Genomic DNA, 13,546 nt, shown 5'->3' with positions numbered 1-13,546 from the left:
CCACGCCCTCACACCCGAGCGAGCGCGATGCAAGAGCCGACCGCACAAGACCTGCACCGACAGGACCCGCACCGACAGGACCCGCACCGACAGGACCCGGCCGAGGAGGCCGGAGACGGCGCCGCCCCGCCCCGCATCCTCAGCCCGGCGGCGCAGCGCGCCCTCGCCGAGGCCGCCGAGCGCCGCGCGGCGATCGACGCCCGGGCCGCCGAGATCAGCGCCAAGCCCGAGCGCCAGGGGCGCGGCGGTCTGGAGCCGGTCCGCTACGACGACTGGGAGGTGAAGGGCCTCGCGGTCGACTTCTGAGAGACCCGCCGCGGGGCGCCTACTCGGCCGGGACCGCCAGCGGCGCGCCGGCCTCTTCCTCGGCCCGGGCCTCCGCGACGCCAGCCCCGAAGCGCCGGTACCAGAGCCCGGTCAGGATCGGCACGAGGATCGAGGTGACGATGATGCAGATCGTCACCAGCACGGTGGCGGTCTGCGCCGAGGGGGCGAATTGCGGGGCGACGGCGGCGATCGCCAGCGGGTTGGCGGCCGCCGCCCCGGCGGTGGAAGAGGCGGCCAAGCCGGCCGTGCCCGTCCCGCCCCCGATCGCCCGGTCGGCCAGGATCAGCGGGATGCCGGTCAGGACGATCACCGCGAGCGCCAGCACGATGCCGAGCCCCGCGAGCGGCGAGAGCAGGTTGTTGAGGTCGACCGTGTTCCCCAGCGCGAAGGCGAAGAACGGGATCATCAGCTGGCCGCCGGGCGCGAACAGGGCCCGGAGCTTCGGGTCGAGGTTGCCGAGGGCGAAGCCGACCAGGAAGGGCAGCACCGCGCCCACGAAGATCTGCGGCTCGAAATGCGCCGCCCCGGAGGCGCCGAGGATGATCATGCTCATCAGCGGGCCGGACTCGATCGAGGTCAGGATGAAGGCGCCGGCCTCCTCGCGGCTGCCGTAGGTCTGCATCAGCGAGGCGTAGAGGCCGCCATTGGTCATATCCATCGCGCAGACGATCGCCAGGATCGACAGGCCGGCGAAGAAGCCGGTCTGGATGCCCTCGGGCGGGATGAACAGCCCGGCCACCAGCACGATCGCCCAGGCGGCGACGAGCTTGGTCGCCACCAGCGTCCCGGACTTGCGCAGCACCGTGCCGGTCGCCTTCAGGCTGACCGAGGCGCCCATGCAGAAGAACCAGACCGCCAGGATCGGGATCACGCCGGTCATGATCCCCTGCGTGAAGCCCTTGAAATAGGCCGGGGCGCCCGGCGCGAAGGTCTTGCACAGGGCCCCGAGCAGGAGCGGCACTAGCATCAGGCCGCCGGGAATCCTGTCGATCGCCGCCTTGATCTGCATGGCGCGTCCCTCCCGATCCGGGTCGTCCGCCGACGCGCCGGATCCGGGCGGGATCGCGGACGCCGCGCCGGCCCGCGCCTCTGTCGGGCGCCTCTCGGACCGGTGCGTCATCCTGTCGGGGCGCGGCGCGGGCCGTCAAGCGGCGCGCCGGCGCGGGGCTTGCCGAACGTGTCGCGCTGTCGGGCGCGGAACGTCGGGCGCCGGGCCCCGTTGGCGAGGTTCACCGGAGGGAGGCGACGATGGCGACGACAGTATCGGCCCGGAGCGCGGCCGCGGGTCCGCACGGCGAGATCCACCTCGCCCGCGGCGAGCGGCTCGGCATGCGGATGTGGCGGGCCGAGGAGCCCAACGCCGACAAGCCGATGACCACCTCGGCGCACGAGACGGTCGGCTACGTCATCAGCGGCCGGGCCGAGCTCGTGCTGGAGGGCGAGACCGTGGCGCTCGCGCCGGGCGATTCCTACTGCGTGCCGGCCGGCGCCGCGCACACCTACCGGATCCTGGAGACCTTCACGGCCGTCGAGGCGACCGCGCCGCCGGCCGGGTGAGGCCGGCGGGCCTCAGTGGGTTCAGTGGGTCATGTAGACCTGCGTGCCGACATCGACCCGCGCGTAGAGGTCGACCACGTCCTGATTGTACATTCGGATGCAGCCGTAGGACGCGTAGGTGCCCACCGAGTTCGGCCGGTTGGTGCCGTGGATGGCGTACTCGCCGCCCGCGAGCGTCATCGCCGCCGCCCCCATGGGATTGTGCGGCGAGCCGCCCGCGATGAGGTTCGGCAACCGTGGGTTGTCGCGCTTCACCTCCGCGGGGGGCGACCAGGCGGGGGCGACGTACTTGCCGTCGATCGGCTTGATGCCGAACCACTGCTTGCCGGGACGGCCCACCGCCACGGGATAGCGGATCGCCGTGCCGTCGCCGTTCACCAAGTAGAGCTTGCGCTGCGACACGCTGATCACCACCGAGCCCGGCGCGACGCCGTTGGCGAAGGGGACGATCTCGCGCGCCTGCGCCGCCTGGAAACAACCGGCCAGCATCGCGCCGGCCAAACCGAATAGAGTCGCCACCCGACCCGACATCACCGCGATCCTCGCAAAGCTAGACTAGACGCGGGCAAGTAATCCCCGGCCGAACTTACCGTTCCGAGAAAAGCTATGGTTGACGCGGGGTCATTCTGCGGATCCGCGGGGTACGGTAAAAGAGCAACCACTAACCAGAGTGTACGGGCCGTTGCCCCGCGGCGGGGCCGCCGCTCCGCGCGCGTCTCAGCGCTCGTGGAGTTCGCTCCCGCGCCGGTCCTCCGACTGCCAGCCGTGGCGCTCCAGCTCCGGGTCGAGATGCTCCTCCACCGGGTAGCCGACGCAGAGATAGGCCACGAGCCGCCACGTCTCCGGCACGGCCAGGATCGCCGTGACCGTCTCCGGCTCCAGGATCGAGACCCAGCCGACGCCGAGGCCGCGGGCCCGGGCGGCGAGCCAGAAACACTGCACCGCCCCCACGACCGAGTAGGCCAGGGTCTCCGGCATGCTGGCCCGGCCGAGGCCGAGGCCGGTCTCGGTGGCCGCGTCGCAGAAGGCGGCCAGATGGACCGGCGCCTCCCGCAGGCCGGCGAGCTTCAGGCCGCGGTACTGCGCGGCCCGATCGGTCGCGTAGCCCGCGGCCGCGGCTTCGTTGCAGCCGGCGAAGTTCTCCGCGACTGCGCGGCGGCGTCCCGGATTCGCGACCCGCACGAAGCGCCAGGGCCGGCTGTTGCCGACCGAGGGGGCCCGGTGGGCCGCCGCGAGGCAGGCGCGCAGGGCGTCCTCGTCGACCGGATCCGTCCGGAAGCGGCGCACGTCGCGGCGCCACGCGAACAGCGCGTCGAGGTCGTGCAGGAAGGCGGCGTCGAAGGCGGGCGGGCCCATGGTGCGGCTGGCATAGCCGCAACCCCGGCCCGACGGGAAACGGAAAAAAGGCCGCCCGAGGGGCGGCCTGAAGTCTTGGGTCTCGAAACCTCGGAGTGCCGGATCCTGGGATCCCGAGCGGCGACCGATGGCTGGGGAGCTGGGTGTCGGTCGCCGACCGGGCAGAACCCGGCGAGGTTCGACGTCTGTTGTCGCGCCGCAACGCGGCCTGCAAAAGGCGTGAATCGGGCCAAACCGTGTTTTTTGTCGCTTGGGCGTGTCTTGCGGGACACGGCGTGCGCGACCCTTGCGGGCCGCGGCGGCGAGGCCCATCATCCGGCAAAGCATCGATGCACGGGAGCCGTGATGACCGAGAGGACGAGCGCCGGGTCGAGGCCCGACGAGGCGGCGGGCCATGTCATCCCCTTCCCCGCCCGCGCGGCCCCTCCGCAGATCGCCTTCAACCGGGACGAGCTCCGCACGATCTTCAACCTCTACGGCCGGCAGGTCGCCGCGGGCGAGTGGCGCGACTACGCCCTCGATTTTCGCCGCGACAAGGCGGTGTTCTCGATCTACCGGCGCTCCTCCGAGATGCCGCTCTACCGCATCGAGAAGGATCCCAAGCTCGCCCGGCGCCAGGGGGCCTACGCCGTCGTCGCCGCGAGCGGCCAGATCCTGAAGCGCGGCACCGAGCTCGCCCGGGTGATCGCCGTGCTGGAACCGGCACCGGCGGCGGTCTGACGGCGCCCGTTCAGGACAGGGACAGGCGCCGGACGGTCGCGGCGATCTCGGCCACCGCCTCCGGCGCCAGGGGCCGGATCGGCCGCGGCGGCTCTACGCGGCACAGGCCCATGAGATCGGCCAGGGCGTAGACCACCCGCAGGCTGGAATGCGTCCGGAACAGCGTCCAGAGGGGCTCCAGCTCGGCGTTGAGGGCGCGGGCCCGCTCGGTCTCGCCCGCCGCCACGGCCCGGACGATCGCCAGGCAGGTCCGGGGAAACAGGCCGCCCGCCACGCTGAACCACGCCGCGCCGCCGGCGATCAGCGCCTCGGTGACGTTCCAGTCGCCGCTGAACCCGATGGGGAAGCCCGCCGGGACGGCCTCCCGCAGGGTCGCGATCCCGGCGGCGGCCCGCGCCGGCTCCGGCGCGGCGCACTTGGCGGCCACGATCCCGGGCTGGCGGGCGATCCGGCCGATCAACGCCGGCGTGAAGTGGAAATGCGTGGTCGCGGGGTTGTCGTAGAGGACGAGGGGCAGGCCGCCCGCCTCCCCTACGGTCGCGAAATGCGCCTCGACCTCCGCCTCGGTGAGCGGCGTGTACGAGACGGGGGCGAGGAGCCCGGCATCCGCGCCGGCCGCCCGCGCGTCCTGCGCGAGGCGCACGGCCTCGTCGGTGCGCAGGGCGCCGATGCCGACGAGGAGCGGGACCCGTCCGGCCACGGCCTCGGCGGCGATCGCCACCGCCCGGCGCCGCTCCTCGCGGCTCAGGTACGCGTAAGTCCCGGTGCTGCCGAGGAGGCCGATCGAGTCGACCCCGGCGGCCGCCAGGGGCTCCAGCAACCGGCGCAGCGCTTCCGCGTCGACGCGGCCGTCTGCGTCGCTCGGGGTGATCGGGAAAGCGGAGAGGCCGGAGAGGTCGGAGAGCGCGGGCATGGCCCGAGCCTAGCGCATCCGCGCGCGGCGGCCAGGCAAAAAGAAACCCCGGCGGTGTCCCGCCGGGGTTCCCTCGTCCCGTCTTGTTCGGGCTGGCTTATCGGCGGTCGCCGATCAGGCTCAGCAGGAACTGGAACATGTTGATGAAGTCGAGATAGAGCGTCAGGGCGCCGTTCACCGACATCTTGGCCGCCATCTCGCCGTCGAAGCCGCCGTAGAGATACATCTCCTTGAGCTTCTGGGTGTCGTAGGCGGTCAGGCCCGCGAAGATCAGCACGCCCAGCACCGAGATGGCGAACTGGAGGGCCGACGAGGCGAAGAAGATGTTCACCAGCGACGCGAGGATGATGCCGATCAGGCCCATCATCAGGAACGAGCCCATGCCGGAGAGGCTGCGCCGGGTGGTGTAGCCCCACAGGCTGAGCGAGCCGAAGGCCGCCGCCGTGATGAAGAACACCTGCACCACGCTGCCCCCGGTGAACACCAGGAGAAGCGAGGACATCGAGGCGCCCATCACCGCCGCGAAGGCCCAAAACATCGTCCGGGCGGACGAGGCCGACATCCGGTCCATCCGCATGGAGAAGACGAAGATGAACGCCAGCGGGGCGAGCATCAGGACCCACTTCAGCGGGCTGAGGTAGAGGGTCTGACCGAACGGGGTCAGGATCGGGCGGGTGCCCTGGTAGGCCGCCACGGAGGCCATGTTCAGGCCGAGCGCGACGAGACCCGAGATGCCAAGCCCGACGATCATGTTGTTGTAGACGCCGAGCATGAAGGTGCGCAGGCCCTGATCGACCTCGACCTGGGTGCCGGCGTAGCCGGTCGGCTGCTGGGCGCCGTACCGGAAGGGGCTGTTCTCGAATGCCATGGGAGTTTCCTTGCGGAGGCTCTCTCAGCGTGGTGTTCGGTCGAGGCCCACGCAGGACCTCTGGCGCCGGGCTGGCGCCTCGGTCGGGAATATGTTGCGCCCGAAGCCGCGACACAAGTCCCCGGCCACGGTTCCGGGTCCGCTTTTCCGTGTCCGGCGGATGTATTTTTGTCCATCTGGGCCGGGATTAAAATGCATTCCGCTCCGTCGTCGGGTTGTTCGACTGACGGTTGCCGCCGTCCAGGCGTTTCGATGCGCCCGCGCGAAGTCTTAACGGCTTCCTTATGCCACGTGCGTCCGCATGCGCCCCGGTTTCTCCGGTCCGGACCGCCAAGTCCCGGCGGGTTCGTGCCTGCAAGGCGGGTCCGCAGCCTCGAAGATCCGCTCTCCGGCGCGCGGGATCTGGGCGGCCCGGGAGGGGCGGTTCAGTGCGTCATCCGGCGGGCCAGGGCACGGCCCAGACCCAGCAGCATCAGGTCGGCGGCCGCCCGCACCTCCGCGGGCATGTCGTCGGTGAGCGTCTCCTTGAGCGCGACGGCGAGGTCGGCCGCCCGCTCCAGCGGGTCGCCGCCCGCCATGGGCCTGCCGACCACGTAGCGGTCGCCGCCGTCGCGGATCTCGGTGATGTCCATCAGGATGCCGTGCGAGCGCTGCGGCTCGCCGTCCTCGTTCCGATGGGTCCGCCCCCGGCTGAGGAGCCAGCGCACGGTGCCGTCCGCCTTGAACACGCGGTACTCGGCAAGGACCAGCCCGCTCGATCGGACGGCCCGGAGCATGTGGTCCATCAACCACGTCATGTCCTCGGGATGCACCGCGGCCAGAGCCATCGGCCCGTTGATCGGACGGTCGGCAAGGTCGGGATTGCCGGTCAGCAACCGGGCCGCGCCCGCGTCGTAGACGACCACGCCGCGGACGTGGTCCCACTCCCAGGCTCCCACAACGCACGAGGCTTCGAGAGCCGCCCGGAGACGGTCGGCGTTCTCCGCGTAGCCATCGATGACGTTGATGCGCATGGTGGACGGTCCCCCCGGGCCGCTCGAAGCTCGAATGTCTAGCTCCGTACCAATCTTCCGGCGAAATGACAAAGAGTTCACTTGCGAATACCCCTTCACGGGGGCACCTCTTGTCATGGTTGGGAAATTTTCCCCCGTCGCGAGTGATTCGAGGGGCCGCCATGGATGAGAACGGACTCGAATTCCTGCGGACGATTGCTGACCCGAAGGTGGAATCCTCCGCCGCGCGCGCGCTGAACAGGATTGCGCAGTCCCTCGATTTGCCGATCGAGGCGTTCTACGGTTCCGATCACTGCGGATCTGTGGACCGTCCGGCCATCGAGCGGGAGACGGAGCGGCTGCTGATGCTGGTCGGGGTCCACCTGCGCCGACTCGATCCTGCGGCGCGGAGGCGATTCGGTGAGGCGGTCCAAGCTCTGGTCGGCCCCGAACCGACCGAGGCATGCGCGCGCACCGCGGAGAATGCGGAGCGCGGCGACCCGTGAGCGCGGGGTTCGACGGTTGGAAGCCCCTCCCCCACGGACCGAGGGCTTCGATATCCCGCCGGACCGTCTCCGGCCGGGCGCGGTCCGCCGCTCTCGACGGCCTCGATCGCGGCCTCCGCCGGGGCTGAACCGGATACGGAGCCTGCGGGATCGGCCTCCGTCAGGCCTGCCGGAGATACGGCGCCGGCTTCTGCCCCAGGATCCGCCACGTACCGACGAGCCCGAGGAGGATCGCCAGCGCCACCGCGGCCACGGCCGCGACCAGCGCGCCCGACAGGTCGAGGCGGAAGTCGAGGTGCATGACCTTGGCGACGATCACCCAGCCGGCGAGCGTCCCGGCCAGGAGGCCGAACAGCGCCGTGGCGAGCCCCAGCGCGGCGTATTCGAGGGCGTAGGCGGTCAGCAGCCGCGCCCGGCTCGCGCCCAGCACCTTGAGCACGACGGCGTCGTAGAGCCGCGCCCGGTGCCCGGCCGCGATGGCGCCGGCCAGCACGAACAGGCTCGCCAGCACCGCCACGGCGCTCGCCCCCCGGATCGCCAGGACCAGCCGGCCGACGAGGTCGCCGATCGCGTCCAGGGCGTCCTTCACCCGCACGGCGCTCACCGACGGGAAGGTCTTGGCGACGTCGCGCAGGATGCGGTTCTCGGCGGAAGCGTCGGTGCCGCCGGGCAGGGTCAGCGTCGCGAGGTCGGAATGCGGCGCGCCCCGGAAGGTGCCCGGCGAGAACACCATCACGAAGTTGATGCCGAGGTTGCGCCACTCCACCCGGCGCAGGTTGAAGATCGTCGCGGTGAGGTCGCGCCCGAGCACGTTCACCGTCACGGTGTCGCCGAGCTTCAGGCCGAGCTGGCGGGCGAGGTCGGCCTCGAAGGAGACCAGCGGCTTCGCGCCCTGCTCCGGGCTCCACCACGCGCCCTCGGTGAGGCTGGAGCCGTCCGGCACCGTGTCGGCGTAGGTGATGCCCCGGTCGCCGTCGAGCACCCAGGCGGCGTCCTCCGGGGGGCGGATCTTGCTCGCCGGCACGCCGTTCAGGGCGACGATCCGGCCGCGCATCATCGGCACGTCCTCGATCTTTCCGCTCGGGGCCGAGCGCGCCAGGAACTCGCGGAACTGGGCGGCGTCCCGCGAGGGAATGTCCAGGAAGAAGAGGTTCGGCGCCCGGGCCGGCAGGGTCGCGCTGATCGTGCGGCGGACATTGGCGTCGATCAGGCTGAGCGTCACGAGGAGCGTCACGCCGAGGCCGAGCGACAGGACGATGGCGGGCGTCAGGGCGCCGGGCCGGTGCAGGTTGGCGAGCGCCATCCGGGGCGCCGGCCAGCGCGGGTGCGGCAGGCGGCGGGCGAGCGCCATCAGGCCGAGCGCCACCAGATGCAGCAGGCCGAACGCGATGGCTGCGGCCGCGATGAAGATCAGCGCGACGCGCCGGTCGAAGGCGGTCGCCACCGACAGGCCGACCAGGGCCGCGAGGCTGACGGCGAGCCAGATCCGGTAGCGCCAGCGCGGGCTGACGCGGGCCGGGTCGACCGTGTCGCGGAACAGCCCGGAGACCGGCACGTCGTGGGCGCGGCCGAGCGGCGTGATCGCGAACGCGAAGGCCGTGATCAGCCCGTAGGCGGCCGCGAGCGCCAGCTCCCCGGGGGCGAGCGTCGGGTTCAGCGGCAGCGGCAGGTCGGCGGAGAACAGGGCGTCGAGGAGGAAGGGCAGGCTCGCGCCGATCGCGAGGCCGATCAGGGTGCCGAGGCCGGCGATCAGCATCACCTGCGTCAGGTACAGGGCGACCACCTGCGAGCCCGGCGCGCCGACGCTCTTGAGCGTCGCGATCGAGGGCCGCTTGCGCTCCACGAAGGCGTGGACGGCGTTGCCGACCCCGACGCCGCCGACGATCAGCGCGGTGAGTCCCACCAGGGTCAGGAACTGCGTGAAGCGCTCGATGCTCTTGGCGAAACGCGGGTCGGCGTTGGTGCGCGAGCGGATCTCCCAGCCGGCCTCGGGGGTGGCGGCGCGGATCCGGGCCTGCGCCGCGTCGAGGTCGGCGTCCGGCGTGCCGGGCGGCAGGACGAGGCGGTAGCTCCAGCGGTTGAGGCTGCCGGGCTGGACGAGGCCGGTGGCGCGGAGCGTCGGCTCGGAGACCATCAGCCGCGGCCCGAAGCCGATGCCGCCGGCGATCTTGTCGGGCTCGGACACGATGGTGCCGCGGATCGCCACGTCGTGCCCGGCGAGCGCGATCCGGTCGCCGACCTTGACGTCGAGGCGGGTGAGGAGCGCCGGGTCTGCGAGCGCCCCCGGCACCCCGTCGCGCTCCGCCAGCAGGTCGGCGAGGCGGCCCTGCGGGTCGGTCGCGAGGTCGCCGGCGGCCGGATAGGTGGCGGGGTCGACGGCCTTCAGCTCGACCAGGGCCGCGTCGCCGCTGCCCGCCACCGCCATGGCCCGCAGGGAGGCGACGATGTCGAGGCGGCCTTCGCCCGCCAGCGCCTGCCTCTCCGCGTCGGTCGCCTCGCGGTTGATGAGGTTGAAGGCGAGGTCGCCGCCGAGGATGCGCCGGCCCTCCCGGCCGAGCCCGTCCGAGAGCGAGCGCGAGATCGACGCCACGCCCGCGATGGCCATGACGCCCAGCGCGATGCAGGCGAGGAACACCGCGAAGCCGTCGAGCCCGGCCCGCAACTCGCGCAGCGCGAGGCGCAGGGTGAGCGGGATCCGGCGGGGCGCGGGTTCGGGGCGGGTGATCGTGCCGTGCATCAGGCGGTCACCGCCTCCTCGATCCGCCCCGAGCGCAGGCGCACGGTGCGGTCGCACAGGCGGGCGAGGCCGTTGTCGTGGGTGACGAGGACCAGCGTCGCGCCGCGGTCCCGTTTCAGCCGGAACAGCAGGTCGACGATCTGGCGGCCGGTGGCCTCGTCGAGGTTCCCGGTGGGCTCGTCGGCGACCAGGATCGCCGGGTCGGGGGCGACCGCCCGGGCGATGGCGACCCGCTGCTGCTCGCCGCCGGAGAGCTGCGCCGGGTAATGGTGCAGCCGGTGCCCGAGGCCGACCGCCTCCAGCTCGGCGCGTGCCCGCTCCAGGGCGCCGGGCCGGTCGGCGAGTTCGAGCGGAAGGGCCACGTTCTCGAGCGCCGTCATGGTCGGCACGAGATGGAAGGCCTGGAACACGATGCCGATCCGCCGGCCGCGGAACCGGGCGAGGGCGTCCTCGTCGAGGCGGACGAGATCGGTGTCCTCGATGACGACGCCGCCGGAATCGGGCCGCTCCAGCCCGGCCATGACCATCAGCAGCGTCGACTTACCGGAGCCGGACGGGCCGACGAGGCCGACCGCCTCGCCGCGGTCGACATTCAGCGAGATGCCGCGCAGGACGTGGACGCGGGCGGCGCCGCGGCCGAGGCTGAGATCGATGTCCGACAGCGCGATCGCGGGCTCGCGCAGCACCTTGCCTTGGCTCACCGGTGAGCCGATCTGTGGGCGATGACGAGCATGGCGCGCGAGGTCCTCACGTGGGGTCGATCCCTTCGGCTTCGATCTTGGCTCTACGGGCCGCGGGTGCACCGCGATATGGGTTCGGCATTGGGGCCGCGCCATGACGCGCGCGCCGTGTTCCGGCGCACGGCCCTGTATGCCGCAGCGCTAGCGCTCCTGATGGTCCCTTTCATGACAGCCGTCGCGCCGGGAGCGCGGGCCGCGCCCGGCGGGCCGGTCAAGCTCGTCGCCCTCGGCGACAGCCTGACTGCGGGCTACAAGCTCCCGGCCGACGCCGCCTTCCCGACCGTGCTGGAGCGCCTGCTCAAGGCCAGGGGCGCGGACGTGACGGTCGCCAATGCCGGCGTCTCCGGCGACACCGCCACGGGCGGCCTCGACCGGGTCGACTGGTCGGTCCCGGACGGGACCGCGGGCGTGATCCTCGAACTCGGCGCCAACGACATGCTGCGCGGCACCGACCCGAAGGTCACCGAGGGCGCGCTCTCGGCGATCATCGAGCGGCTGAAGGCCCGGGGCATCCCGGTCCTGCTCGCCGGCATGCAGGCCGCGCCCAATCTCGGACCCGACTACAAGGCCCGGTTCGACGCGATCTACCCGGCGCTCGCCAAGCGCTACGGCCTGACCCTCTACCCGTTCTTCCTCGACGGGATCATCGGCGACCGGGCGCAGCACCTCGACGACATGATCCACCCGAACCGGCAGGGCGTGGAGACCATCGCTTCCCGCATGCTGCCGACGGTGGAGGGTTTCCTGGGGGGCCTCCGGCAGGGGGCGTCGCGGTAGTGCCGCGCCTGTTCACCGGCCTCGCCGTGCCGCCCGCGATCGCCGACGCGCTCAGGGCCTGGCAGGGCGGCCTGCCCGGGGCCCGCTGGATCGAGCCCGGCGACTTCCACGTGACCCTGCGGTTCATCGGCGACGTCGACGCGACCACGGCCGACGACGTGGTGGAGGCGCTGTCCGAGATGCGGGTCCGCCCGGCCCTGACGGTGACGCTCGACGGCCTCGGCATCTTCGGCGGCGACAGGCCGCGGGCGCTCTACGCCTCGGTGGTGCCGGAGGCGGGGTTGACGGATCTCCAGGCCGAGCAGGAGCGGCTCGTGCGCCGGGCCGGGGTCGAGCCGGAGCGGCGGAAATTCACCCCGCACGTGACCCTGGCGCGCCTCCGGCGCGACGCCACGCCGGAGGCGGCGGCGATGTACCTGTCGCAGGCGCCGGTCTTCGCGCCGCTGACTTACACGTCGGACCGGGTGACGCTGTTCTCGGCGCGGGACTCGACCGGTGGCGGTCCGTACGTGGCGGAGGCGGAGTTCCCGTTCGCGTGATGCGCCTGGGCTCGGTCGTTCACGTCCTTGCGAGCGAAGCGAAGCAATCCAGAGTCGGCGACATCGCCCCGAACGTCGCGCGGCCCTGGGTCACTTCGCGTCGCTCGTGATGACGGAGGTTCAGTCTTCATGCGGGACGATCGCGCGATCGTCCCGAACCGGCCTACAGCCGCCGCAGGGCCACGCTCTCGATCCGGTGGCTCGCGCCCTTGGTGAGGATCAGGCTCGCCCGCTGGCGGGTCGGCACGATGTTCTCGCGCAGGTTCGGCAGGTTGATCGTCGTCCAGAGCCGGTCGGCGATGTCCAGGGCCTCGGTCTCGGCGATCTCGGCGTATTTCCGGAAATACGAGCGCGGGTCGCGGAACGCCGTCTGCCGCAGCTTCATGAAGCGCGTGACGTACCAGCGGTGCAGGTCGTCCTCGTGGCCGTCGAGATAGATCGAGAAGTCGAAGAAGTCGGACACGAACGGGATCGCGGTCCCGTCCCGCGGCAGCCGCGCCGGCTGGAGCACGTTCAGGCCCTCGACGATCAGGATGTCGGGGCTCTCCACCACCCGCTCCTCGCCGGGCACCCGGTCGTAGACGAGGTGCGAGTAGAGCGGCGCGGTGACGCGCTTGTGGCCGGCCTTCACGTCGTGGAGGAAGCGCAGCAGCGCGGCGGTGTCGTAGCTCTCCGGGAAACCCTTGCGCTCCATCAGCCCGTTGGCGGCGAGCTCGGCGTTGGGCAGCAGGAACCCGTCGGTGGTGACGAGGTCGACCTTGGGGGTGTTGGGCCAGCGCGCCAGCAGGGCCGTCAGGATGCGGGCGGTCGTGGACTTGCCCACCGCCACCGACCCGGCGAGCCCGATGATGTAGGGCGCCTTGGTCTCGCGCTCGGCCAGCAGGAAGCGCTGCGTCGCCTTGAACAGGCCCTGCGTCGCCGCGACGTACAGGGCGAGCAGACGGGACAGCGGCAGGTAGATCGCCACCACCTCCTCGACCGAGATCGGGTCGTTGATCGATTGCAGCCGCTCCAGGTCTTCCTGGTTGAGGGTGAGCGGCGTGTCGGCGCGCAGCTGCGCCCATTCCTCGCGGCTGAAGCGGCGATACGGCGAGAGCCGGTCGGACGCTTCGAGGATCGCCTCGACCGAGCCCGGCAGCGCGGCCGCGTTCACGCGTGGCGCCTCGCGGCCTTCTCGGCGATGCCGCTCTGGGCCGTGCGACGCTCCAGCTCCGCCATCACGGCATCGAGCTCGACCCCGCCCGCCCGGAGCAGTACGACGAGGTGGTAGAGCACGTCGGCGGCCTCGTTCCGCAGGCCGGTCTTGTCGCCCTGCACGGCCGCGATCGCCGCCTCCACCGCCTCCTCGCCGAGCTTCTTGGCCGCCTTGGCGGGGCCCTCGGACAGGAGCTTGGCCGTGTAGGAGGTGGCCGGATCGGTCCCGGCGCGGCTCGCCACGAGGGCGGCGAGGTCGGCGAGCGTGTAGGCGGTCATGAAGCGATCTGCATGTTGCGACGGCCCCTTATACAGATCAG

General features: G+C 71.9%; 16 protein-coding genes. 6 read left to right on the top strand and 10 right to left on the bottom strand.

Annotation, left to right across the window (positions count from 1 at the left end; all coding sequences use genetic code 11):
- The first annotated feature begins 27 nt into the window (after positions 1-27).
- The gene (locus tag ACQKQD_RS09760) at positions 28-306 is read left to right on the top strand and encodes a DUF1674 domain-containing protein (RefSeq protein ID WP_042672489.1); all 279 of its coding nucleotides are present in this window, start codon (positions 28-30) and stop codon (positions 304-306) included.
- Between the two features lie 19 nt (positions 307-325).
- Here ACQKQD_RS09760 and ACQKQD_RS09755 read toward each other — a convergent pair whose 3' ends face one another.
- The gene (locus tag ACQKQD_RS09755) at positions 326-1,336 is read right to left on the bottom strand and encodes a 2-keto-3-deoxygluconate permease (RefSeq protein WP_020095352.1); all 1,011 of its coding nucleotides are present in this window, start codon (positions 1,334-1,336) and stop codon (positions 326-328) included.
- A gap of 239 nt (positions 1,337-1,575) precedes the next feature.
- Between ACQKQD_RS09755 and ACQKQD_RS09750 the strand changes: the two genes are divergently transcribed.
- A complete protein-coding gene (locus tag ACQKQD_RS09750; RefSeq protein WP_042669659.1) occupies positions 1,576-1,884 on the top strand; it encodes a cupin domain-containing protein in 309 nt (102 codons plus the stop codon).
- A 21-nt stretch (positions 1,885-1,905) separates the two neighbouring features.
- On the opposite strand, the gene ACQKQD_RS09745 is transcribed toward ACQKQD_RS09750, so the two are convergent.
- A complete protein-coding gene (locus tag ACQKQD_RS09745; protein WP_427508210.1) occupies positions 1,906-2,415 on the bottom strand; it encodes a L,D-transpeptidase in 510 nt (169 codons plus the stop codon).
- Between the two features lie 186 nt (positions 2,416-2,601).
- Complete coding sequence (gene bluB, locus ACQKQD_RS09740; protein WP_427508209.1) at positions 2,602-3,240, bottom strand: 5,6-dimethylbenzimidazole synthase; 639 nt, start codon at positions 3,238-3,240, stop codon at positions 2,602-2,604.
- A 345-nt stretch (positions 3,241-3,585) separates the two neighbouring features.
- On the opposite strand from bluB, the gene ACQKQD_RS09735 reads away from it, so the two are divergent.
- A complete protein-coding gene (locus ACQKQD_RS09735; RefSeq protein WP_020095348.1) occupies positions 3,586-3,960 on the top strand; it encodes a DUF2794 domain-containing protein in 375 nt (124 codons plus the stop codon).
- A gap of 10 nt (positions 3,961-3,970) precedes the next feature.
- Here ACQKQD_RS09735 and ACQKQD_RS09730 read toward each other — a convergent pair whose 3' ends face one another.
- The 3 genes from ACQKQD_RS09730 to ACQKQD_RS09720 form a co-directional block, all read right to left on the bottom strand.
- Positions 3,971-4,873 carry a dihydrodipicolinate synthase family protein gene (locus ACQKQD_RS09730; RefSeq protein ID WP_427508208.1) on the bottom strand — a complete coding sequence of 301 codons (903 nt, stop codon included), beginning with the start codon at positions 4,871-4,873 and terminating at the stop codon, positions 3,971-3,973.
- 97 nt (positions 4,874-4,970) lie between these two features.
- Positions 4,971-5,741, bottom strand: coding sequence for a Bax inhibitor-1/YccA family protein (locus ACQKQD_RS09725; RefSeq protein WP_020095346.1), 771 nt, complete (start codon positions 5,739-5,741; stop codon positions 4,971-4,973).
- A gap of 425 nt (positions 5,742-6,166) precedes the next feature.
- Positions 6,167-6,754: a PAS domain-containing protein gene (locus tag ACQKQD_RS09720; RefSeq protein ID WP_020095345.1), complete on the bottom strand. Its 588-nt coding sequence runs from the start codon at positions 6,752-6,754 to the stop codon at positions 6,167-6,169.
- Positions 6,755-6,915: 161 nt separating this feature from the next.
- Between ACQKQD_RS09720 and ACQKQD_RS09715 the strand changes: the two genes are divergently transcribed.
- Positions 6,916-7,239, top strand: a complete 324-nt coding sequence (locus tag ACQKQD_RS09715) for a hypothetical protein (protein ID WP_427508207.1) — start codon at positions 6,916-6,918, stop codon at positions 7,237-7,239.
- 160 nt (positions 7,240-7,399) lie between these two features.
- Here the strand turns inward: ACQKQD_RS09715 and ACQKQD_RS09710 are convergent, their stop codons facing one another.
- Together ACQKQD_RS09710 and ACQKQD_RS09705 are read right to left on the bottom strand one after the other, a co-directional pair.
- Complete coding sequence (locus ACQKQD_RS09710; protein WP_427508206.1) at positions 7,400-9,976, bottom strand: ABC transporter permease; 2,577 nt, start codon at positions 9,974-9,976, stop codon at positions 7,400-7,402.
- The gene (locus ACQKQD_RS09705) at positions 9,976-10,677 is read right to left on the bottom strand and encodes an ABC transporter ATP-binding protein (RefSeq protein WP_376738864.1); all 702 of its coding nucleotides are present in this window, start codon (positions 10,675-10,677) and stop codon (positions 9,976-9,978) included. Before ACQKQD_RS09705 ends, ACQKQD_RS09710 begins: the two co-directional genes overlap by 1 nt.
- A gap of 204 nt (positions 10,678-10,881) precedes the next feature.
- Between ACQKQD_RS09705 and ACQKQD_RS09700 the strand changes: the two genes are divergently transcribed.
- Complete coding sequence (locus tag ACQKQD_RS09700; protein ID WP_091683632.1) at positions 10,882-11,493, top strand: arylesterase; 612 nt, start codon at positions 10,882-10,884, stop codon at positions 11,491-11,493.
- Positions 11,493-12,032: an RNA 2',3'-cyclic phosphodiesterase gene (gene thpR, locus ACQKQD_RS09695; protein ID WP_100253266.1), complete on the top strand. Its 540-nt coding sequence runs from the start codon at positions 11,493-11,495 to the stop codon at positions 12,030-12,032. Before ACQKQD_RS09700 ends, thpR begins: the two co-directional genes overlap by 1 nt.
- A gap of 163 nt (positions 12,033-12,195) precedes the next feature.
- Here thpR and coaA read toward each other — a convergent pair whose 3' ends face one another.
- On the bottom strand, positions 12,196-13,185 hold the full coding sequence (coaA, locus tag ACQKQD_RS09690) for a type I pantothenate kinase (protein WP_091683634.1): 990 nt from the start codon (positions 13,183-13,185) through the stop codon (positions 12,196-12,198).
- Entirely contained in the window at positions 13,182-13,505 is a 324-nt protein-coding gene (locus ACQKQD_RS09685; protein ID WP_020095338.1) for a phosphoribosyl-ATP diphosphatase, read from the bottom strand. The genes coaA and ACQKQD_RS09685 overlap by 4 nt, the downstream gene beginning before the upstream one ends.
- Between the last annotated feature and the right edge of the window lie 41 nt (positions 13,506-13,546).

Origin of the sequence: Methylobacterium sp. NPDC080182 (assembly GCF_050281105.1) — a bacterium.
In the GTDB taxonomy this organism is placed as follows: domain Bacteria; phylum Pseudomonadota; class Alphaproteobacteria; order Rhizobiales; family Beijerinckiaceae; genus Methylobacterium.
Note: the sequence above shows the minus strand (reverse complement) of the source record. Positions and strands in the feature narration are given on the sequence as shown.